Below are 20,579 nucleotides of genomic sequence, written 5' to 3'. Positions count from 1 at the left end.
TCGAAAGCCAATTCCAGCGAAACGACGAGCGTCACAAAACCAATGAGGAGCCAGGTTATGCCAAGCGCAGCGAGTCACACCGAAAGCAGTTATGTAGGGCGCTTTGACCGTGGTCTGGCCATTCTGGAAATGCTGGCCAACAGCGGTGAAGGGATTCCCCTGACCGCGATTGCGGAACAGCTGCGCATCCCTCGAAGCGCAACCCATCGTCTGCTGAACACCTTGTGTGAAACCGGCTATGCACGCCAGGAGCAGGAACGTGGCACGTATGTGCTGACCTCCAAGTTGCAGGTCCTCGCCTTCACCCACCTGAGCGCCGACGGCACGGTTGATGCGGTGCAGCCGGTGCTCAATCGTCTGGCGGCAGACGTCGGTGAGCTGGTGCGGTTGTCCGTGGTGGACGAGGATCGGCTGACATGGGTTGCGCGTGCGCAAGGCGCACGCTCCGGGCTGCGTTATGACCCGGACATGGGCATGGCGGCCAAGCTCTCATGCTCCGCGAGCGGCTATGCGTGGTTGGCAAGCATGGATAACGAGCAGGCGTTGGCGCTGGTCGGTCGACAGGGCTTCGGTCTGGTCCAGGACTATGGTCCCTCTGCCCCGCAAACCGTTGAGGCATTGCTGCCAAGAATCGAATCGGCACGGACCCTCGGCTATGCGATGGCCATTCAGACATTTGCCGACTGGATGTCAGCCATCGCTGTCCCCCTGTTTCACCCAATCAGCCGCAAGGTGATTGGGGTGGTCAGTGTTGCGGGCCCGGTTTTCCGGCTTTCCGAAGCGCGGCTGCATCAAATCGCCCCGTCACTCATCGCTGCCGTAGCAGAAATCCAGCAGTTGATTCCGGGGTCTCCCGCCCTGATGAGTCCAGGGCTCACCGCAATTAATATCAGTCAAGGTGACTCAGTGTGAACACCCAGAACAACCCCAGGCCAAAACGTCTCGATTGTGATCTGTTAGTGATCGGCTCCGGCGCTTCCGGCCTTGCCGCCGCCGTGACCGCCGCGTCCCAGGGCCTTAAGGTCATCGTGGTGGAAAAGCATGCAACATTCGGCGGCGCGACAGCATGGTCGGGTGGATGGCTGTGGGTTCCCGGCAATCCATTGGCCAAGCGCGCGGGTATTGATGAAGATCCACAGCAACCGCGCACCTATTTGAAGAATGAACTGGGTTCACGCTACAACGCCGAACGGGTCGATGCTTTTCTGGACAATGCGCCACGGATGGTGGCGTTTTTTGAAGAAAACACTGCGTTAAAATGGGTCGATGGCAACGGCATCCCCGACATTCATGGGCATGTTCCCGGCGCCGCCGTTCAAGGCCATCAGGTGATCGCGGCGCCCTACGATGCGAGAAACATGGGGCGGTTGATCCGACGCATGCGCAAACCCATGAGAGAGACGTCTTTCCTCGGCATGCCGATCATGGCCGGGCCTGATCTGGCGGCCTTTTTGAGCATGACCCAATCGCTCAAATCCTTTATCCATGTCAGCAAGCGTTTTCTACGCCACCTGCGAGATCTGGCCCTCCACGGTCGGGCCATGCACTTGGTCAACGGCCAGGCGTTGGTCGCACGCCTGGCCAAATCGGCGGTCGATCGAGGTGTGACGCTGATCGAGTCTGCCCCCGCTCGCCAATTGATCCTGGATCAAGGCACGGTCTTGGGAGCTATTGTCGACACGCCAGACGGCACCACGCACATCTATGCCACCCGAGGCGTCGTGTTGGCAGCCGGTGGTTTCCCCAACGACATGCGTCGGCGCAAGGCGCTTTTCCCGCGCACGCCGACAGACAATGACCACCTGGCCTTGCCCCCTGTCGATTGTTCGGGCGATGGCATTTCACTGGGCGAATCTGCCGGTGGCGTGCTGGAGGTAGACGTTGCATCACCCGCCGCATGGGCCCCGGTTTCGTTGGTCCCGCACGCGGACGGCAGCACGGGGCATTTCCCCCACATCATCGACCGCGCCAAACCCGGCCTGATTGGCGTGCTGTCCACCGGCAAGCGCTTCGTCAACGAAGCCGACGGCTACTACGATTACACCGCTGCCATGATGACCGCGGCGCCTGAAGGCGAAGAAGTTGCGTCCTGGCTGATCTGCGATCACCGCTTCCAGCGCCGCTTCGGGCTGGGTCATTCGCGGCCGTTCCCGCTACCGGTGGGGCCGTCGGTACGCAGTGGGTATTTACACCGCGCCGCATCCATCCATGCGCTGGCCGAAGCCTGCGGTATCGATCCGGCGGGGTTGTCTGAAACGGTACGCAACTTCAACGAGCACGCCCGCAACGGTCAGGACCCTGCGTTCGGTCGTGGCTCCACGCCTTACAACCGCAAACAAGGCGATCCCCTCATTACCGAAGGCAACCCCTGCGTGGCCCCGATCGAACACGGCCCGTTCTATGCCGTGAAGGTCCGCCCTGGCAGCTTCGGCACATTCGCGGGCCTCAAGACCAATGGCCATGCCCAGGTAGTGGACCGCAGTGGAGCCGCCATCACCGGGCTCTACGCAGTCGGCACCGACATGGCGAGCGTCATGGGCGGTTACTACCCTTCCGGTGGGATCAACCTCGGGCCGGCCATGACGTTCGGCTATATTGCGGGGCTTCATGCGGCCGCTGCGCAGCATTCAACCGATGCGAGTTCGAATGCCCAGGACGTCGCGTAACACCGTTCAACTGAAGCCTGTTCTGACATTCAAAGTGTCATGATCGGCCGCAGCAGCGCCTGCCCTTCGTACAGCGGCGACAGGTACCGCTCGCGCATGTCCTCAACCGTCATGCGCGACGCGTGAGTCGTCAGCGTCAGCGTTGCCTGCAATTGCCCTTCCCGATCCAGCAGCGGCACGCTCAGCACCCGCATGCCCACTTCATATTCCTGATCCACCATCACGTAACCACGCTCGCCCGCCAGGGAGATTTCGCGGCGGATCAGGGCTTCGTCGGTGAGCGTATAAGGCGTGATGGCTCGAGGAGGGTTGCGTTGGAAGTAAGCACACAGCGCCTCTGGCGAAAAACTCGCCAACCACAGCCGTCCGCTGCCGGTGCAATACATCGGCACCCGTGAACCGGGACGAATCGACATCGAGGTGATGTGGCTATAGCGACTGCGCACCACATGCACAATGTCATCACCGTCGCGAACACCCACCGACACATGCTCCTGGGTGGTCCGCGCCACCTGCTCGACGATGGGCCGCAGCATGCGCGGCAGTATCGCGGAATCGACGTAAGCCTGGCCAATACGCAAGGCCTTCGCGGTCAGCCAGTAATGGCGGCCATCGGTCTGCGCAAAGTCGTCATGCACCAAGGTCAGCAAAAAACGCCGCGCGGCGCTTTGGGTCATATCGGCCATGCGCGCCACTTGCGGCACGCTCAGGCGCGGATGCTCCTGGGAAAACAACTGCAACAGCGCCAGGCCTTTTTGCAGGCCGACGATCAAATCCCGCGGGTGGATGGTGGGTTTCTTCATCACTCGGATTCTTTATCGTGCATAGACTGCGATTATCGCACTGACACTGCGATTATCAACCTAATCCCTCACAAGCTCGATTGTTCGCTGCCTTCACCGCTTGCAGTATCAGCGGCACAACACAGCTAATAAGCGGGTACCTCCCATGATTCAGGGTTCGACTGAACTGGTCGCCATCGTCGGCTCACCTGTAGCCCAGGTGAAATCGCCGGAAAACTTCAATCGCTGGTTCGCCGACCACCAGCAGAACGTCGCCATGCTCGCCATCGACCTTGCACAGAGCGCCCTGGATGATTTCGTCCAGACCCTGCGCGGCTGGCAAAACCTGCGCGGATGCGTGGTCACCGTTCCTTACAAGCAACTGCTGGCCAGCCGCCTGGACGGCGTCAGTGAACGCTCGGCGGCGCTGTGCTCGGTCAATGTGATCCGCCGCGAGACCGACGGTCGACTGGTGGGCGATATCGTCGACGGCGAAGGTTTTCTCAACGCTGCGCGCAAACACGGTTTCAACCCCAAGGACCAACAGGTTCTGGTAATCGGTACCGGCGGCGTCGGCAGCGCGATTGCGTATTCGTTGTGCCAGGCCGGGGTCAGCCATTTGGTCATCAGCGACATCAACGACGCGCGCGTCGAGGTGCTCGGCGACCTTCTACGCAGTGCCTTCCCGCAGATTGTGATCAGCGCCAGCCCGGCGTCGCTTGAGCACTTCGACCTGGTCGTCAACGCCTCGCCCGTCGGCATGAGTGCAACCAATGACAACGGCCCGATGCCGTTGCCGACTGCGCTGATGGAAACCCTGAACGGCAAAACCCTGGTGGCGGATGTCGTGACATCGCCGGCGGTGACCCCGTTTCTCGCCATGGCCCGACGCCTCGGCTGCCCGATCCAGACCGGGCCGGAAATGGCGTTGGCGCAGTTGGGCAACCTCGGTCACTTCATGGGCGTGACGCCGCTGGAGATCTGACTCTCCGGGGGCGTCCTTAACAGGCGATAACAATAATGAACACGAAGACTTCCCTGCCCTCCGCCCATGCCGAGCTGACCTATGACGTGATTGTCCTGGGCAGCGGCGCGGCCGGATTCGCCGCAGCGGTGACTGCCAGTTGCCGCGGCCTCAAGGTGTTGTTGGTGGAAAAGACCGAGGCCTTCGGCGGTACGTCGGCGATTTCCGGTGGTGCGGTGTGGCTGCACGACACCGACCAGGCCCGAGCCGCCGGGCATTGCCTGCCTGCCGAACAGATGCGCCGTTATCTGAAAGAGGTGATCGGCAGCGGCTACAACCCGCCATTGATCGATGCCTTCATCGAACACGGCCGTGAAGCCCTGCGTTACCTGGAAACCCACAGCGAACTCAAGTACAGCCTGCGACCGTTGTCGCCCGACTATTACCCGGACTTGCCGGGTGGCACGCAAACAGGTCGCGCGCTGGAAATCGACGAGTACGACGGCCGCCACCTCGGTGAGCATTTCAAAGACCTCAAACGCCCGCCGGACGGCATGCTTCTTTTCGGCGGCATGATGGTCAATCGTGTCGATATCCAGCACTTCCTCAGCTTCAAGCGTTCGCCCAAATCCCTCTGGCACTGCCTTAAACTGATAGGACGTTACGCCGTCGACCGCCTCAACCATCCACGCGGCACCCGCCTGACCGTGGGCAATGCCTTGATCGCACGCCTGGCCACCACTGCGCTGGCCAAGGGTGTCGACCTGTGGCTGCAAGCAACCCCCGAGGCCTTGATCGTTGAACAGGGTTCGGTCAAGGGCGTGCAGATTTCCAGGCGCGGAACAACTCATTCCGTGTTCGCGCGTGGCGGTGTGGTGCTGGCCATGGGGGGTTTTGCCGCAAGCGCACACGCCGCCGAACAGCGGCCATCGACTGATTCGGAGCACTGGAGCATGTCGCCGCCGGCCAACGTCGGTGACGGGCAACGCCTGGCGGCCTCGGTCAACGCGGCAATCGGCGACAACCTGGCGGCGAATTTCTTCTGGGCCCCGGTTTCGGTGCTGCACAAGAGCGACGGCAGCGTGGAGCGCTTTCCGCATCTGGTCACCGACCGCGCCAAACCCGGCGTTATTGCGGTCAACCGTGCCGGGCGGCGCTTCGTTAATGAATCCAACTCCTATCACTGTTTCGTCGAAGCCATGTTCGCCAATGGCGGCGCCAATGCGCCCTGCTGGCTGATCTGTGACAGCGAAGCGATGAACAGCTACGGCATGGGCCTGGCGCGTCCGCGCCCCGTCGACAACAGCGCACTGATCGACGCCGGTTATCTGCTGCGTGCCGACAGCCTCGGCGAATTGGCACTCATCGCCGGCCTGGAGGCGAACACACTGGAGCAGACCGTGGCGCAGTACAACGCGGATGCCGATCAAGGCGTCGACCGCCAATTCGGCAAGGGCAGTACGGCCTACAACCGCTACATGGGTGACCCGCTGCATCAGCCCAATCCCTGCCTGAAAGCCCTGCGCAAGGCGCCCTTCTACGCCGTGTGTTTATTTACCGGCGACCTCGGTTCGGCACGCGGCCTGGTCACCAACGCCCAGGCCAACGTGCTGGATCGCAGCGGCGCACCGATCCCCGGCCTCTACGCGGCGGGCAACGAAATGAATTCAATCATGGACGGCACTTACCCCGGCCCCGGTATCACCCTCGGCCCAGGCATCACGTTCGGTTACCTCGCCGCCAGCGATATCGCTCAGCGGCTCGACCACAGCCGCGCACACCCATCCCACACTGGAGAACAGCATGTATTACGAACTGCGCACCTACACGATTAAACCCACCAAGCTCGGCGACTGGCTGGCCCTGTACAAAAGCGCCGCCTTAGCCGTGCAGCAAGAGCACTTGGGCAATCTGGTCGGCTTTTTCACCACCGAAATCGGTGAAGTCAATCAAGTGGTGCACATCTGGGGCTACGCCAGCCTTGACGAGCGCATGACCCGCCGCAATGCCATGGCGGCCGATCCCCGCTGGCAGGACTTCGCACGGCAGAACAAGGAACTGGACGCCGTGGTGACGCTGGAATCACGGCTGCTGCGTCCGACCGATTTTTCGCCGCTCAAATAACCCCATCACAGCGTTGCGCCGCTTCTGATCGGGAGCGGCCAACCTCATTTCTTTTCGCGGTAATGCCTATGCCCATCAACGCCCCCCTACTGTGTGATGTTCTGGTCGTCGGCTCCGGCGCCTCCGGCCTGGCAACGGCGGTGACCGCCGCGCACCTGAACCTCGACGTCATCGTGGTGGAGAAGGAGCCGCAGCTAGGCGGCACCAGCGCCTGGTCGGGCGGTTGGCTGTGGATTCCGCGCAACCCATTGGCCGTCGCCGACGGTATCGTTGAAGACCTGGAACAATCGCGGATTTACCTGCGCCATGAACTGCGCAGCGAAGTGCTCGACCCGCGCGTGGAGATGTTCCTCGCACAAGGCCCGCAGATGGTCGATTTTTTTCAACGCCACACCGAGGTGCAGTTTTTCTCCGGCAGCAAAATGCCTGATTTTCACGCCAGCGAAGGTTATGCAAAAGGCGGCCGTTCGGTCTGTGCGCAACCGTTCGACGGTCGTCGCCTCGGCCCTTGGATCAATAAACTCCGACGCCCGCTCGACGTGATCAGCCTGGCAGGAATGGGCATCGCCGGCGGTGCCGACCTCAATCATTTTCTCAACGCGCGCCAGTCGCCGTCCTCATTGCTCTACGCCGGCAAGCGCCTGTTACGCCATGCCCGCGACCTGCTGCTTCATGGCCGCGGCCTGCACCTGGTGAACGGCAACGCACTGGTTGCCCGGCTGCTCAAAAGCGCGCTGGATCGCAAGGTGCGCCTACTGACTGACACGCCCGTGCGCGAACTGCTGCGTGACGGCGAGCGCGTGCTCGGGGCTCGCGTCGAATCTGCCGGGCGCCTGATCGAGATCCGCGCTCGACGTGGCGTGGTGCTCGCTTGCGGTGGGTTCCCCCACGACCAGCAGCGCATCGCCCATCTGTTCAAGCAGGCTCCCAACGGCACCGAACATTTGAGCGCAGCGCCCAAGAGCAATACCGGCGATGGCCTGCGACTGGGCGAGCGCGTCGGGGCCTGCGTGGCGTCCGACTTCGCCCATGCGGCCGCGTGGGCACCCGTGTCCCGGGTGCCGCGCGAAGACGGTGGTTTCAGCGGTTTTCCGCACCTGATGGAACGCGCCAAACCCGGCTTCATTGCCGTGCGCCAGGATGGCCGACGCTTCGTCAACGAAGCTGACTCCTACCACGACTACATGTGCGCACTGTTTAACGCCACGGGGCCAGCAGAAACGCCGATGTCCTGGCTGATCTGCGATCACCGCGCCCAACGTCGCTATGGCCTGGGCTGGTCCAAACCCTTTCCGTTTCCGACGGCAAAGTACGTGCGCGCGGGCTACCTGTTCAAGGCGCCGACGTTGATCGAACTGGCACACAAATGCGGCATCGATGCGCAACAGTTGGAAGTGACCGTCAGCGCCTTCAATCTGGGTGCGGAACAAGGTCACGACCCGCTCTTCCAGCGCGGTGAATCGCTGTACAACAGAGCACAGGGCGACGCTCTACACGGGCCGAACCCGTCCCTCGGCAGCCTGCACAAAGGCCCCTTCTATGCGGTGAAGCTGGTGCCCGGCAGCCTCGGCACCTTCGCCGGCCTGAACACCGACGCCTATGCCCGCGCATTAGACGAACACGGCACGCCGATTCCGGGGCTGTTCGCTGTGGGCAATGATATGAACAGCATCATGAACGGCCATTACCCCAGCGGCGGCATCACACTCGGTCCCGGCATGACCTTCGGTTATATCGCCGCACGCGTTCTTGCCGGCCAGGCCGTCGACGGAAAGCCAGCCGGTCAACCGGACCCTGTCTAAAGGCAAACAGATCGCCGGGGTAGATGAACGCACGCGAAGTCATCGAGAAAAGTCATCGGGAGTCAGTCATGAGCGCCACGAGAAAAAAGACCATTGCTTCGCGCCTGGCCTCCAGCTATCCCGATGTCCAACACGCTTCGAACGCTGGCACCCCAAGCGAAAAAATGGAGGTGGCAACGCGTATCGTCTTGTGGGCGGCCAGTGAAGCCGGCCTGGACAGGGCCGATATCCTCGTCGCGCTGTCAAAAAGAGACCCCACGCTATTCGACGAGCTTTGCGCCGACATGGAGGAGCAACAATTCAAACTGTTTGAGCGTGGAGACGAGACGCACCTAGTGTTTTTCAACAAGGCGCGGGTCTACAACGCAAGCGCTTGGTTAGCGCGTGAAGTTCCACATGAAGCGATATATGAGTCACTTTTCGCCACGGAAAAAATCTTGGTGATTGCTGATTTCTTCTAGATCCAATAAACGGCGATAAGCTGACCTTGAGATCGCCGAGCTGAATCCCAGGCAAAAAAAAGCCCGCTCAATGAGCGGGCTTTCTGTGGTGACCTGGCGTTCAGCGTTCCAGGTTACCGAATATGGCGCAGCGGACGGGACTCGAACCCGCGACCCCCGGCGTGACAGGCCGGTATTCTAACCGACTGAACTACCGCTGCGCGTAACACTTGAAGCGAATGGTGGGTGATGACGGGATCGAACCGCCGACCCTCTGCTTGTAAGGCAGATGCTCTCCCAGCTGAGCTAATCACCCTTCGTTTCGGTGTGGCGCGCATTCTACGGAGCGACCCAAGGTCTGGCAAGCACTTTCTTAAATCTTTTTTTTCAGCCCTTCCAATGGCTTAGGCAGGGTTGGCCTCAGCCGCTATCAAGACAATAATGCCCCCCTTTGTATAAAGGAGAGACTCACCCCATGTGGTTCAAGAACCTGCTTATCTATCGCCTGACCCAAGATCTGCCTGTTGATGCCGAGGCGTTGGAAACTGCAATGGCCACCAAACTGGCGCGCCCTTGTGCAAGCCAGGAGTTGACCACTTACGGTTTCGTCGCACCTTTCGGTAAAGGCGAAGACGCTCCCCTGGTTCACGTCAGCGGTGACTTCATGCTGATCGCTGCGCGCAAGGAAGAACGCATCCTGCCGGGTAGCGTGGTGCGTGACGCCGTGAAAGAGAAGGTCGAAGAGATCGAAGCCGAGCAAATGCGCAAGGTCTATAAAAAGGAACGGGACCAGATCAAGGATGAAATCATCCAGGCCTTCCTGCCGCGCGCGTTTATCCGTCGTTCGTCGACCTTCGCCGCGATCGCGCCGAAACAGGGCCTGATCCTGGTCAACTCGGCCAGCCCGAAACGCGCCGAAGACCTGCTGTCGACCCTGCGTGAAGTGATCGGCACCCTGCCGGTGCGCCCTCTCACCGTGAAAACCGCGCCAACCGCGGTCATGACCGACTGGGTCACCACCCAGAAACCGGCCGATGACTTCTTCGTCCTCGACGAATGCGAACTGCGCGACACCCACGAAGACGGCGGCATCGTGCGCTGCAAGCGCCAGGACCTGACCAGCGAAGAAATCCAGCTGCACCTGAGCACCGGCAAAGTGGTGACCCAACTGTCGCTGGCCTGGCAGGACAAGCTGTCCTTCATGCTCGACGACAAGATGACCGTCAAGCGCCTGAAGTTCGAAGACCTGCTGCAGGACCAGGCCGAACAGGACGGTGGCGACGAAGCCCTGGGCCAACTGGACGCCAGCTTTACCCTGATGATGCTGACCTTCGGCGAATTCCTGCCGGCGCTGATCGAAGCACTGGGCGGCGAAGAGACCCCACAGGGTATCTAAGCGCACTATCGCCTTACTGTAGGAGCGAGCTTGCTCGCGAAAAACCTGAGCGCGCCGCGTGCATTCAAAATGCCCGCGTCATCGTTGACGATTTTCGCGAGCAAGCTCGCTCCTACAATGGTTTTTCCGTACACCTAATAATAAGGACTTCCCCATGCGCGCACTCGCCGCCTTGAGTCGCTTCGTCGGCAATACCTTCGCCTACTGGGTGTTGATCTTTGCTGTGCTGGCCTTCGTCGAACCCGGCTGGTTCATCGGTTTGAAAAGCGCCATCGTCCCGCTGCTGGGCCTGGTGATGTTCGGCATGGGGCTGACCCTCAAACTCGAAGACTTCGCCGAAGTCGCCCGCCATCCGTGGCGCGTGGCCCTGGGCGTGGTCGCGCACTTTGTGATCATGCCGGGCGTGGCCTGGTTGCTGTGCCGGACCTTCAACCTGCCGCCCGAAATCGCCGTCGGCGTGATCCTCGTCGGCTGCTGCCCAAGCGGCACCTCGTCCAACGTGATGACCTGGCTGGCCCGTGGCGACCTGGCGTTGTCGGTGGCGATCGCCGCCGTCACCACCCTCCTCGCGCCACTGCTGACCCCGGCGCTGATCTGGCTGCTGGCTTCGGCCTGGCTGCCGGTATCGTTCATGGAATTGTTCTGGTCGATCCTGCAAGTGGTGCTGTTGCCGATCGTGCTTGGCGTGGTGGCGCAACGTGTGCTCGGCGAGCGGGTCCGCCATGCGGTGGAGGTGCTGCCGCTGGTATCGGTGGTGAGCATCGTGATCATCGTCGCCGCCGTGGTGGCCGCCAGCCAGGCCAAGATCGCCGAGTCGGGCCTGCTGATCATGGCCGTGGTGATGCTGCACAACAGCTTCGGTTACGTGCTGGGCTATTTCACCGGCCGCCTGTTCAAGCTGCCGTTGGCGCAACGCAAGTCGCTGGCGTTGGAAGTGGGCATGCAGAATTCCGGGCTGGGTGCCGCGCTGGCCAGCGCGCATTTTTCGCCGCTGGCCGCGGTGCCGAGTGCGCTGTTCAGCGTCTGGCACAATATTTCCGGGGCGCTGCTGTCGACGTACTTCCGCCGCATGAGCGAAAAGGAAGACCGCCGCACCCTGGAAGCCACTGCGAAAACTTGATCGTTTGATCAATCTTCGGCACTCTACCGAACGCCGCGGGGACGACCCCGCGACGCTATCGCGTACACATCAGGGGACGACCCCGCTTTTATAGAGGGAGGTCATCATGTCCTGGATCATTCTGGTTTTCGCCGGGCTGTTCGAAGTCGGCTGGGCCGTCGGCTTGAAATACACCGACGGCTTCAGCAAGCCGCTGCCCACCGCCCTGACGATTGCCGCCATGGCCATCAGCCTCGGCCTGCTGGGGCTAGCCATGAAGGAATTGCCGCTGGGCACCGCCTACGCCATCTGGACCGGCGTAGGTGCAGTGGGCACGGTGATCGCCGGGATTATCCTGTTCGGGGAATCCATGGCGCTGTTCCGGCTGGCCAGTGTGGCGTTGATCATCGCCGGGTTGGTGGGGCTCAAGATCAGCGCGTAGCCTCTGCCGGCACGCAGTCTCGCCCCCACCTACATAATTACCCCCGCAGCAACGATCGACGCACGGTTACGTATAGCGCTGGCGTAATGGCAAACCAAGCTCGTAGAGCAGCGCGTTTTCGGTGAAAGGCCAGACGTTGGAGGTGGAGGCCGGCAGATTCGGGTCGAATTTATAGGGGGCGTGGCTGGTGAAGAGTCCGACCGCCTGGCGCTCAAAATTATCCTCGTACACCGGCATGAACCGGGGTCGGCCATTTGAGTCGTAACCCACCATTTTGGTGCCTGAAAAAGTCGTACCTGTCAGCGCAGAGCCTTCACCAAAATTGATCGCATGGGCGAGCTCATGTTGCAGAACAATGATCGGAGGCCGTTGGTCCCCCGGAACAATGAAGTTAGGTTGATACGTCAGGACCGGATCTGTTGCAGGTATGCCCGCAACGCCGTCTTTGACAAAACCGTCGCCATAATCAGCACGGCGGCCTTCATCGCTGCGCGTAACTCCGAGACCTGGATCACTGTAGTCATAGAAACTACCATCGGCCCCTTGTCGGATCTTGACAGGTGCTTCAAGCGAATCGATTTTTGCAAGCACCCTCTGCCCCACCGGCGAGCCTCTGAGAAACTCAAGGTCATCATTTACACGCTGGCGGAACTCCGGGCTTCCTTCGACTTTGATCCCTCGATGACCGACGTCAAGGGGGGCGACTTCCCGAAAGCCTGACTGGGAACGGAGCTGGCTCAGATCGTCGACCCCTCGCCGTCCGAAGACACGATCATTTTCATTGGTTGTCTGGACAGTATCCCGCCCCCTCCCGGTATAAATAGTATTGCTGTCTCCCCCGACGATATGGTCATCGCCCGGTCCGCCATGCAGAATGTTGTGCCCCCTTCCGCCATAAATCAGATCGTTATCCTCCCCGCCATCCACGTAGTTGGTTTTGGTATCTGGCCCTCCGCCTGCACGCAATTCATCGCTGCCTTTGCCACCGTAAATCACAGCATTGCCACTGCCCCCGGTGATAAAGTCATTTCCATCATTACCTTCGGCGTAGCTTTCACCGCTGCCCAGGTTAATCACGTCAGAACCCTCCCCGCCGAACACATTCGTCTTGCCCGACCCGGCGTAAACCGTATCGTTACCCGCGCCGGCATAGATAAACGTTTCCCGACTCCCCCCGTAACCGATGCTGACGCCATCATTCCCCCCGCCGGTTTCGACCACAACGCCCTGTTTGATTGCGGGATTTTCATGATGTTGAATGTCGTAGGACTTCCCATTGATCTGCGCGAGGAGCCCACCGTCCCGGCTTTCTTCGATATGGATAGAATCATCACCATTGCCGGTTTTGATGCGAAGGGTCTCATGGTTCCGTTGTGCACGAGACGAGGTGCCACGTTCGCGAGTAATGCTGACATTGCCATCATGGTATCCCCGACTCGGGTCGACCTTGGTCGGCGCAGACGGTGATGAAGGGCTGCCAAAATCAATACTGCCTTGCCGGCCCTCGGCCTTGGCGCGAATCTGTTCACGACTGGGCGCGCTCTGGAAGTATGAATCGGCCGGCGCAGCATCAGATTGCCTTGCACGCCGCTGGAGATCGGAGTCACTGCCATAAGTCACCGGGCCAGCCTCGACTGAACCAATCTCCACCCTGGATGGCCCATGAGTATTGTTGTACATAAACGGCACATTGGCAGTGATCGGAGCCGCATGGGCGGCCTGTCTGACGGGATCACTCGCCGCGCGATAGGCCGAGTTGGCTTTTTGATCTTCGCCGGAGTAAGCCAGCTGCGGCTGCGGTGAAGCAGCAGAAGCAGTAGTAGAAGTTGAGTCCATCGTTAGCTCCCGTCATACGCAGAGGAAGACGATAACTCTGTGGCGTGCTGACCGAAAACGTTCCTCCAATAGAGTGAAAAATTACCGGACTGGGCATGAAGGAGCCGCGTCACGCCGGAACATCCTGGCGCCACACCGCTCGCCAGCAGCACGCATGCCGAGTAAACCCGGCTCGCTACTTCACCGCCCCCCGCAGTTCCCCGACCAAACCCTGCAAGTGCGACGGTGTCGCTACCTGCGCCGTTACCGGCTGGCCGACCACCAGTGTCACGCGCGACCAAATGCGATGAAAGAAGCCCTTGTTAGGGTCGCGGCTGAAAAAACTCCCCCACAAGCCCTGCAACGCCAATGGAATCACCGGCACCGGCGTCTCTTCCAGAATGCGCGTCACACCACCGCGGAACTCGTTCATCTCGCCATCACTGGTCAACTTGCCTTCCGGGAAGATGCACACCAACTCGCCGTCCTTCAGGTACTGCGCAATTCGTGTGAAGGCTTTTTCGTAGATCTGGATGTCTTCATTACGCCCGGCAATCGGAATCGTCCCGGCGGTGCGAAAGATGAAGTTGAGCACCGGCAAGCGGTAGATCTTGTAGTACATGACAAAGCGAATTGGCCGACGCACCGCGCCACCAATCAACAGCGCATCGACGAACGAGACGTGGTTGCACACCAGCAAGGCCGCGCCTTCGTCCGGGATCAGTTCCAGGTTGCGATGCTCGACGCGGTACATGGAATGGCTGAGCAGCCAGATCATGAAACGCATGGTGAACTCGGGGACGATCTTGAAGATGTAGGCGTTGACCGCCACGTTGAGCAGCGACACCACCAGGAACAGCTCGGGGATCGACAGCTTGGCCACGCTCAGCAGCAGGATCGACACAATCGCCGAGACCACCATGAACAGCGCGTTGAGGATGTTGTTGGCGGCGATCACCCGCGCCCGTTCGTTCTCGGCGGTGCGCGACTGGATCAGTGCGTACAACGGCACGATATAGAAGCCGCCGAACACACCCAGGCCGAGGATATCGAACAACACCCACCAGGCCTGGCCGTACCCGAGCACCGCCAGCCAGTCGTTAGCCTGCACGTTCTGCGGCATGCCGCCGGAATGCCACCACAGCAGCAGACCGAACACCGTCAGGCCGAAGGAGCCAAACGGCACCAGGCCGATTTCCACTTTACGCCCGGAGAGTTTTTCGCAGAGCATCGAGCCCAGCGCGATGCCCACCGAGAACACCGTGAGGATCAGGGTCACCACGGTTTCGTCGCCGTACAACCATTCCTTGGCGTAGGCCGGGATCTGCGTCAGGTAGATCGCGCCGACAAACCAGAACCACGAGTTGCCGACGATCGAGCGCGACACCGCCGGGGTCTGCCCCAGGCCCAGGCGCAAGGTGGCCCAGGACTGGCTGAAGATGTTCCAGTCCAGCCGCAGTTGCGGCGAAGACGCCGCCGCCCGCGGAATGCCGCGGCTGGCCAGGTAACCCAGCAGCGCCACGCCGACAATCGCCACCGCCACCACCGGCGCGTAATGGGCGGACGACATCATGATCCCGGCGCCAATGGTGCCGGCCAGGATCGCCAGGAACGTGCCCATTTCCACCAGGCCGTTGCCGCCCACCAGCTCATCCTCACGCAGGGCCTGAGGCATGATCGAGTACTTCACCGGGCCGAACAGCGCGGAATGGGTACCCATGGCAAACAACGCCAGCAGCATCAATTCCAGATGATTGAACAAAAAGCCGGTGGCGCCGACGGCCATGATCACGATCTCGCCGACCTTGATCGCGCGGATCAACGCGTCCTTGTTGAATTTCTCGCCAAACTGCCCGGCCAGCGCCGAGAACAGGAAGAACGGCAGGATAAACAACAAAGCGCACAGGTTGACCCAGATGGCGCGGTCACCGTCGATGCTCAACTTGTAGAGAATCGCCAGGATCAGCGATTGCTTGAAGATGTTGTCGTTGAAGGCACCCAGTAACTGGGTAATGAAGAACGGCAGAAAGCGCCGTGTGCGCAGCAAGGTGAATTGTGAGGGGTGGCTCATCGTCCGTGTTCCTGCGTGGCCTGGTTTTTTTTCAGGCCACGACTTTACCTAATCCCGCTTACTTATTCCCTAATCCTGCAATACACGGCGAAACAAAAAGCTCACCTTTATAGGCCCCCTGCACGGTGCGCTTGGCGACGACCAGCCACATCAGCGCCAACGCCAGCACCAGCATGCCGCCCACTACGCTGAAGAACCCCAGGTGCAACACATTCGCCAGCTTCAACGTGGCCAGGGCGTAGACCCCCAACGGAAAGGTGAAGCCCCACCAGCCCAGGTTGAACGGGATACCGGCGCGCAGGTAACGCAGGGTGATCAGCACCGCGATCAGCATCCACCACAAACCGAAGCCCCACAGGGTAATCCCGGCGATCAGGCCCAGACCGTAGGCGATTTCACCGACAGTGGGCAAGCCATTGGCGGCGAAGATCGCCGGTGCATCGCCGCCCAGCAGCAGCATACCGAGGGCGCCGGTGCCGATCGGGCCAAGTGCCAGCCAGCTCGACGCGGCCATGTTGGCGTGGGGCAGCTTATGCAGGGCCATGCGCAGCATCAGGATGGTCAGAATGCTGAACGCCACCGGCAGGGAAAATGCCCACAGCACGTAGCTGGTCACCAGCATCACCAGTTGCCCGTGGGCATCCGCCAGGTGCGTCGCCAACAAGCCACCGCTGGCAGCGGCGACTTCAGCGGCGACCACCGGCAACAGCCAGACGGCGGTCATCTGGTCGATGCTGTGTTCCTGGCGCGTGAACATCATGAACGGAATCAGCACACCGCAGGCCACTGCCATCGCCACGTCCAGCCACCACAGCGCTTCGGCCAGCGGCACCACGCCAGCACCCCAGCGCGGCAGGCCGAACAGCAGCAAACCGTTGAGCAGCGTAGCCAGGCCCATGGGAATGGTGCCGAAGAACATCGATACCGTGGAGTGCCCGAAGATCCGTCGCGCTTCGTCGAAAAACATCACCCAGCGCGCCGCATACAAGGCGCTGAACAGGATGAACAGGCCGATGGTGAACAGCCACAACCCTTCGGCGATGGCGTACATGCCGGGCAGATTGACCGGCAGTTGCGCCAGCGCCAGCGCCAACACCCCGGTGCCCATGGTGGCGGCGAACCAGTTCGGGGTGAACTGGCGGATCACTTCCCGAGGACGGGCCAGGTGGCTGAAGGGTTTGTAGTTCAGGGTGGTCGAGCAGGTCATGATGGCAATCCTCTTCCTCGTAGGAGGTTGGGGCCATGGTAGAACCTGAGCGCATATCTATATAACGGGTAATATCTCTAACTGTTATCTATTTTACCAATATAGCGTCAGACGCTGCCCTTGCACCCGACCCGCAATGCATCCTGGCGCAGCAACACGGCCAGGGCGCCGAGGGTCAGCATGATCAGCACGACACCATAGCCGTCCGTGGTGGCGATGAGGCCAAAACTGCGGATCAGATTGCCCGCCAGCAAAGACGGCAGGCAGAACGCCAGGTAGCTCAGCACGTAAAACGCCGACATCAACCCCGCCCGCTCATGGGGCAAGGCCAGCGGCACCACACTGCGCAAGGCCCCGAGAAAGCCCGCGCCAAAACCACTGCCGGCGATCAACGTGGCGATGAAAAACAGCGGCAGGCTGGCGCTGTGGACCGCCGCGAGGATCAGTGCCACGCCAACGGCCAGCAGGCTGGCGCCCAACCGCAGGACCTTGTGGGCCGGGCGATTGCGCAGGCTGAAAATCATCAGCGCGCCGCTCAAGGTCAACACCGCGACCAGGCCGCCACCGATCAGGTTGGAGGTCGAGCCGGTCGCCGCCCGTACCAGCGACGGCGCCAGGGACAAATAGAAGCCGCCCATGGCCCACACCGCCACGTCCACCGGCAACGACAGCCACAACGCCCGGCGCGCTTGCGGCGGCACGTGCAGGGTCGGGCGCAATGACGCCAGCGCGCCGGGGATGCGACTGACGGTTTCCGGCAAACGCCACACATACATGGCCTGCCCGAGCATCAGCGCGAGCAGTGTCCAGTAGATCAACTGGGTGGGCAGCGGCGCGAATTCCACCAGCAAGCTGCTGCCCATCGCGCCACAAGCCATGCCCAGCAAGGGCGCGACGCTATTGACCAGCGGCCCCTGTTGGCGGTCGGTGTCGAGCAGGGCCGCGCCCAATACCGCGGTGGCCATGCCGGTGGCGAACCCCTGCAGCGTCCGTGCGGCGATCAGCCAGGCCACGCTGCTCTCATTGATAAACAGCAGCATCGCCAGCATATTCAGGGCCAGTGCGGCAAAAATCACCGGCTTGCGCCCCAGGTGATCCGACAGCGAGCCCACGGTCAACAGCGCCGCCAGCAAGCTCAAGGCGTAGACCCCGAAGACCAGTGTGAGCATGCCCGAGGAAAAATGCAGGCCCTCCTGGTACAGGTGATACAACGGCGTCGGCGCGCTGGAGGCCGCCAGGAACGTCAGCAAGGTGATCGCCAGGAACACCAGGCTGGAACGATGAGAAGTGAGGCTGGACATGGGCACGCTCCGCTAAAGCTAATATTTTGCTTTTGTCGAGTGTGCTACTGCTCGCCGCTTAAAGCAAATTCTTTGTGTTAAGGTCACAGGCATGGCGATAAAAGAAGGCCTCCGCCCGGGGGGCCGTAGTGCCCGGGTACAAGAATCCGTCCATTCGGCGGTGCGCGAACTGCTGGAAACCCATGAGCGGTCCAGCGTCACCGTACCGATGATCGCGGCGCGCGCGGGCGTCACGCCGTCGACCATCTACCGCCGCTGGGGCGACCTCTCGGTGTTGCTCGCCGATGTGGCCCTGGCGCGCATGCGCCCGGACAGCGCGCCGGCCAACACCGGCAGCCTGCGCGGCGACCTGCGGGCGTGGGCCGAGCAATACCTGGATGAGATGAGTTCGGAGCCGGGGCGCAACATGATGCGCGATGTGCAATCCAGCCAGACGCCGGGGTATTGCGTGAGCATCCTGAGCGGGCAGCTTCAAACCATCGTCGAGCGCTACCCGAACGCCACGCCGCCACCGCCGAGCGCGGACCGCCTGATCAACCTGCTGGCGGCGCCGACGGTGTTTCGCATTCTGTTCTCCCCCGCGCCACTGGCGGTGGATGAGCTGCACGCGCTGATCGAGTTGGCGCTGCAAGGGTAAAGACGTTATTCAGAAACCAATGTGGGAACGGGCTTGCCCGCTCCCACATTTTTTACGGCGTGTAATCCGGCGTTACGTCCGCATCCCGCGCCCGCTCACCAGCAACCGCGCGCAACCGATGTACAACACCGCCGTGGCCACGACCATGAAGGTGATCGCCACGCTGATCCGGATATCCGACACGCCCAGGATGCCGTAGCGGAAGGCGTTGACCATGTGCAGCACCGGGTTGGCCAGCGACACGGTCTGCCAGAACGGCGGCAGCAAGGTGATGGAGTAGAACACCCCGCCCAGGTAGGTCAGCGGCGTCAGCACGAAGGTCGGGATGATCGAAATGTCATCGAAGTTGCGTGCAAACACCGCGTTGATGAAGCCCAGCAGCGAGAAGATCGTCGCCGTCAGCACCACCACCACCAGGGTGATGCCGAGGTGATGCACTTGCAGTTGGGTGAAGAACAGCGACAACAAGGTCACGATCACGCCGACCATCAAGCCACGCAGCACGCCGCCCAAGGTGTAGCCGATCAGAATGGTGTGCGGCGACACCGGCGAAACCATCAGTTCTTCGATGGAGCGCTGGAACTTGCTGCCGAAGAAACTCGACACCACGTTGCCGTAGGAGTTGGTGATCACCGACATCATGATCAGGCCCGGCACGATGTACTCCATGTAGGTGAAACCGCCCATGCCGCCGATCTGCCGGCCGATCAGGTTACCGAAGATCACGAAGTACAGGACCATGGTGATCGCCGGCGGCAGCAGGGTCTGCGGCCAGATCCGGGTAAAGCGTTTCACTTCGCGGTAGACGATGGTTTGCAGGGCGATGAGGTTGGGTTGCAGTTCAGAATTCATACCGCCACCTTCGCCAGGTTTTTTTCCACCAGGGACACGAACAACTCCTCAAGGCGATTGGTTTTGTTACGCAGGCTCAGCACTTCGATGTGCTGGGTCGCCAATTGGCCGAACAGCGCGGTGATGCCCATGGCTTTATCCACCTGGACTTCCAGGGTACGGCTGTCCACCAGGCGGCATGGGTAGCCGAGCAATTGCGGCGGCGCCGACCGTTCGGTCTTCAGGTCGAGCAGGAAGGTTTCCACATGCAACTGGCCCAGCAGGTTGCGCATGCTGGTGTTCTCGACAATGGTGCCGTGGTCGATGATGCCGATGTTGCGGCACAGCTGCTCAGCCTCTTCCAGGTAATGGGTGGTGAGGATGATGGTGATGCCTTTCTGGTTCAGCTCGGTGAGGAAGGTCCACATCGAGCGACGCAGTTCAATGTCCACCCCCGCGGTGGGCTCATCGAGGATCAGCAGGCGCGGTTCGTGGACCAGCGCGCGGGCGATCATCAAGCGTCGCTTCATGCCGCCGGAGAGCGAACGCGAAGGCACGTCGCGCTTGTCCCACAGGCCCAGTTGGGTCAGGTACTGCTCGGCGCGTTCCTTGGCGATTTTCGACGGGATGCCGTAGTAGCCGGCCTGGGTCACGACGATGTCGAAGGTCTTTTCGAACTGGTTGAAGTTGAATTCCTGGGGCACCACGCCGATGCAACGCTTGAGCGCCGCCGGGGATTTGTCCAGGTCATGGCCGAAGATATTCACCGTGCCGCTGGTCTTGTTGACCAGGGTCGAGAGAATGCCAATGGTGGTGGATTTGCCGGCGCCATTGGGGCCGAGCAAGGCGAAGAAATCACCTTCGGCAACGTCCAGATCGATACCACTCAGGGCCTGGAAACCGTTGCCGTAGGTTTTGGTTAGCTGCCGGATGGACAGAGCGGAACTCATAGCGGAATACGCACCAAAGAAGGGAATAGGGACAATAGATGAGGGCACACCG

18 protein-coding genes and 2 tRNA genes are annotated in these 20,579 nt (G+C 61.1%); 11 read left to right on the top strand and 9 right to left on the bottom strand.

The features are described from left to right. Positions 1–57 precede the first annotated feature (57 nt). Together PverR02_RS09785 and PverR02_RS09780 are read left to right on the top strand one after the other, a co-directional pair. Positions 58–912, top strand: a complete 855-nt coding sequence (locus tag PverR02_RS09785) for an IclR family transcriptional regulator (protein ID WP_079443209.1) — start codon at positions 58–60, stop codon at positions 910–912. Continuing rightward, positions 909–2,666 (top strand): FAD-dependent oxidoreductase, encoded by a 1,758-nt coding sequence (locus PverR02_RS09780; protein WP_079443208.1) that lies wholly within the window; start codon positions 909–911, stop codon positions 2,664–2,666. The genes PverR02_RS09785 and PverR02_RS09780 overlap by 4 nt, the downstream gene beginning before the upstream one ends. Before the next feature lie 29 nt (positions 2,667–2,695). Here PverR02_RS09780 and PverR02_RS09775 read toward each other — a convergent pair whose 3' ends face one another. After that, positions 2,696–3,469, bottom strand: coding sequence for an IclR family transcriptional regulator domain-containing protein (locus PverR02_RS09775; RefSeq protein WP_079443207.1), 774 nt, complete (start codon positions 3,467–3,469; stop codon positions 2,696–2,698). 145 nt (positions 3,470–3,614) lie between these two features. On the opposite strand from PverR02_RS09775, the gene PverR02_RS09770 reads away from it, so the two are divergent. From PverR02_RS09770 to PverR02_RS09750, 5 genes are all read left to right on the top strand, one after another. Next, positions 3,615–4,433, top strand: coding sequence for a shikimate dehydrogenase family protein (locus PverR02_RS09770; RefSeq protein WP_079443206.1), 819 nt, complete (start codon positions 3,615–3,617; stop codon positions 4,431–4,433). A 35-nt stretch (positions 4,434–4,468) separates the two neighbouring features. Further along, on the top strand, positions 4,469–6,247 hold the full coding sequence (locus PverR02_RS09765; RefSeq protein ID WP_079443205.1) for an FAD-dependent oxidoreductase: 1,779 nt from the start codon (positions 4,469–4,471) through the stop codon (positions 6,245–6,247). Continuing rightward, positions 6,216–6,536, top strand: a complete 321-nt coding sequence (locus PverR02_RS09760; protein WP_079443204.1) for an NIPSNAP family protein — start codon at positions 6,216–6,218, stop codon at positions 6,534–6,536. The genes PverR02_RS09765 and PverR02_RS09760 overlap by 32 nt, the downstream gene beginning before the upstream one ends. 68 nt (positions 6,537–6,604) lie before the next feature. Then, the gene (locus PverR02_RS09755; RefSeq protein ID WP_079443203.1) at positions 6,605–8,338 is read left to right on the top strand and encodes an FAD-dependent oxidoreductase; all 1,734 of its coding nucleotides are present in this window, start codon (positions 6,605–6,607) and stop codon (positions 8,336–8,338) included. 68 nt (positions 8,339–8,406) lie between these two features. Continuing rightward, positions 8,407–8,799, top strand: coding sequence for a hypothetical protein (locus tag PverR02_RS09750; RefSeq protein WP_079443202.1), 393 nt, complete (start codon positions 8,407–8,409; stop codon positions 8,797–8,799). Between the two features lie 123 nt (positions 8,800–8,922). Here the strand turns inward: PverR02_RS09750 and PverR02_RS09745 are convergent. Next, positions 8,923–8,999, bottom strand: a tRNA-Asp gene (locus PverR02_RS09745). Between the two features lie 19 nt (positions 9,000–9,018). After that, a tRNA-Val gene (locus PverR02_RS09740) sits at positions 9,019–9,094 on the bottom strand. A gap of 159 nt (positions 9,095–9,253) precedes the next feature. Between PverR02_RS09740 and rdgC the strand changes: the two genes are divergently transcribed. The 3 genes from rdgC to sugE all read left to right on the top strand — a co-directional run bounded on the left by rdgC (position 9,254) and on the right by sugE (position 11,715). Next, positions 9,254–10,174, top strand: coding sequence for a recombination-associated protein RdgC (rdgC, locus tag PverR02_RS09735; protein ID WP_079443201.1), 921 nt, complete (start codon positions 9,254–9,256; stop codon positions 10,172–10,174). Positions 10,175–10,328: 154 nt separating this feature from the next. Further along, positions 10,329–11,294 carry a bile acid:sodium symporter family protein gene (locus PverR02_RS09730; protein ID WP_079443200.1) on the top strand — a complete coding sequence of 322 codons (966 nt, stop codon included), beginning with the start codon at positions 10,329–10,331 and terminating at the stop codon, positions 11,292–11,294. A 106-nt stretch (positions 11,295–11,400) separates the two neighbouring features. Beyond that, on the top strand, positions 11,401–11,715 hold the full coding sequence (gene sugE, locus PverR02_RS09725) for a quaternary ammonium compound efflux SMR transporter SugE (RefSeq protein ID WP_017846842.1): 315 nt from the start codon (positions 11,401–11,403) through the stop codon (positions 11,713–11,715). Positions 11,716–11,781: 66 nt separating this feature from the next. On the opposite strand, the gene PverR02_RS09720 is transcribed toward sugE, so the two are convergent. The 4 genes from PverR02_RS09720 to PverR02_RS09705 form a co-directional block, all read right to left on the bottom strand. Continuing rightward, on the bottom strand, positions 11,782–13,551 hold the full coding sequence (locus PverR02_RS09720) for a M91 family zinc metallopeptidase (RefSeq protein WP_079443199.1): 1,770 nt from the start codon (positions 13,549–13,551) through the stop codon (positions 11,782–11,784). Positions 13,552–13,726: 175 nt separating this feature from the next. After that, on the bottom strand, positions 13,727–15,601 hold the full coding sequence (locus PverR02_RS09715) for an MFS transporter (protein ID WP_057005846.1): 1,875 nt from the start codon (positions 15,599–15,601) through the stop codon (positions 13,727–13,729). Positions 15,602–15,659: 58 nt separating this feature from the next. Next, a complete protein-coding gene (locus PverR02_RS09710; protein WP_057005847.1) occupies positions 15,660–16,808 on the bottom strand; it encodes a TDT family transporter in 1,149 nt (382 codons plus the stop codon). A 107-nt stretch (positions 16,809–16,915) separates the two neighbouring features. Further along, positions 16,916–18,109, bottom strand: a complete 1,194-nt coding sequence (locus tag PverR02_RS09705) for an MFS transporter (RefSeq protein WP_079443198.1) — start codon at positions 18,107–18,109, stop codon at positions 16,916–16,918. 91 nt (positions 18,110–18,200) lie between these two features. Here PverR02_RS09705 and PverR02_RS09700 point away from each other — a divergent pair, with 91 nt between their 5' ends. Further along, entirely contained in the window at positions 18,201–18,746 is a 546-nt protein-coding gene (locus tag PverR02_RS09700; protein ID WP_046384160.1) for a TetR/AcrR family transcriptional regulator, read from the top strand. A gap of 72 nt (positions 18,747–18,818) precedes the next feature. On the opposite strand, the gene PverR02_RS09695 is transcribed toward PverR02_RS09700, so the two are convergent. Next, a complete protein-coding gene (locus tag PverR02_RS09695; RefSeq protein ID WP_017846834.1) occupies positions 18,819–19,598 on the bottom strand; it encodes an ABC transporter permease in 780 nt (259 codons plus the stop codon). After that, positions 19,595–20,527, bottom strand: coding sequence for an ABC transporter ATP-binding protein (locus PverR02_RS09690; RefSeq protein ID WP_057005849.1), 933 nt, complete (start codon positions 20,525–20,527; stop codon positions 19,595–19,597). Before PverR02_RS09690 ends, PverR02_RS09695 begins: the two co-directional genes overlap by 4 nt. Positions 20,528–20,579: the final 52 nt, after the last annotated feature.

This window comes from Pseudomonas veronii (assembly GCF_002028325.1).
GTDB lineage: Bacteria > Pseudomonadota > Gammaproteobacteria > Pseudomonadales > Pseudomonadaceae > Aquipseudomonas > Aquipseudomonas veronii.
The sequence above is the reverse complement of the archived record's forward strand: the minus strand, read 5'-3'. Positions and strand labels throughout refer to the sequence as shown.

Excerpts from the sequence above, each read along its gene's own strand:
- PverR02_RS09785 (WP_079443209.1), top strand. The coding sequence starts at position 58 with ATGCCAAGCGCAGCGAGTCACACCGAAAGCAGTTATGTAGGGCGCTTT.
- PverR02_RS09775 (WP_079443207.1), bottom strand. The coding sequence starts at position 3,469 with ATGAAGAAACCCACCATCCACCCGCGGGATTTGATCGTCGGCCTGCAA.
- PverR02_RS09770 (WP_079443206.1), top strand. The coding sequence starts at position 3,615 with ATGATTCAGGGTTCGACTGAACTGGTCGCCATCGTCGGCTCACCTGTA.
- PverR02_RS09765 (WP_079443205.1), top strand. The coding sequence starts at position 4,469 with ATGAACACGAAGACTTCCCTGCCCTCCGCCCATGCCGAGCTGACCTAT.
- PverR02_RS09760 (WP_079443204.1), top strand. The coding sequence starts at position 6,216 with ATGTATTACGAACTGCGCACCTACACGATTAAACCCACCAAGCTCGGC.
- PverR02_RS09755 (WP_079443203.1), top strand. The coding sequence starts at position 6,605 with ATGCCCATCAACGCCCCCCTACTGTGTGATGTTCTGGTCGTCGGCTCC.
- PverR02_RS09750 (WP_079443202.1), top strand. The coding sequence starts at position 8,407 with ATGAGCGCCACGAGAAAAAAGACCATTGCTTCGCGCCTGGCCTCCAGC.
- rdgC (WP_079443201.1), top strand. The coding sequence starts at position 9,254 with ATGTGGTTCAAGAACCTGCTTATCTATCGCCTGACCCAAGATCTGCCT.
- PverR02_RS09730 (WP_079443200.1), top strand. The coding sequence starts at position 10,329 with ATGCGCGCACTCGCCGCCTTGAGTCGCTTCGTCGGCAATACCTTCGCC.
- sugE (WP_017846842.1), top strand. The coding sequence starts at position 11,401 with ATGTCCTGGATCATTCTGGTTTTCGCCGGGCTGTTCGAAGTCGGCTGG.
- PverR02_RS09720 (WP_079443199.1), bottom strand. The coding sequence starts at position 13,551 with ATGGACTCAACTTCTACTACTGCTTCTGCTGCTTCACCGCAGCCGCAG.
- PverR02_RS09715 (WP_057005846.1), bottom strand. The coding sequence starts at position 15,601 with ATGAGCCACCCCTCACAATTCACCTTGCTGCGCACACGGCGCTTTCTG.
- PverR02_RS09710 (WP_057005847.1), bottom strand. The coding sequence starts at position 16,808 with ATGACCTGCTCGACCACCCTGAACTACAAACCCTTCAGCCACCTGGCC.
- PverR02_RS09705 (WP_079443198.1), bottom strand. The coding sequence starts at position 18,109 with ATGTCCAGCCTCACTTCTCATCGTTCCAGCCTGGTGTTCCTGGCGATC.
- PverR02_RS09700 (WP_046384160.1), top strand. The coding sequence starts at position 18,201 with ATGGCGATAAAAGAAGGCCTCCGCCCGGGGGGCCGTAGTGCCCGGGTA.
- PverR02_RS09695 (WP_017846834.1), bottom strand. The coding sequence starts at position 19,598 with ATGAATTCTGAACTGCAACCCAACCTCATCGCCCTGCAAACCATCGTC.
- PverR02_RS09690 (WP_057005849.1), bottom strand. The coding sequence starts at position 20,527 with ATGAGTTCCGCTCTGTCCATCCGGCAGCTAACCAAAACCTACGGCAAC.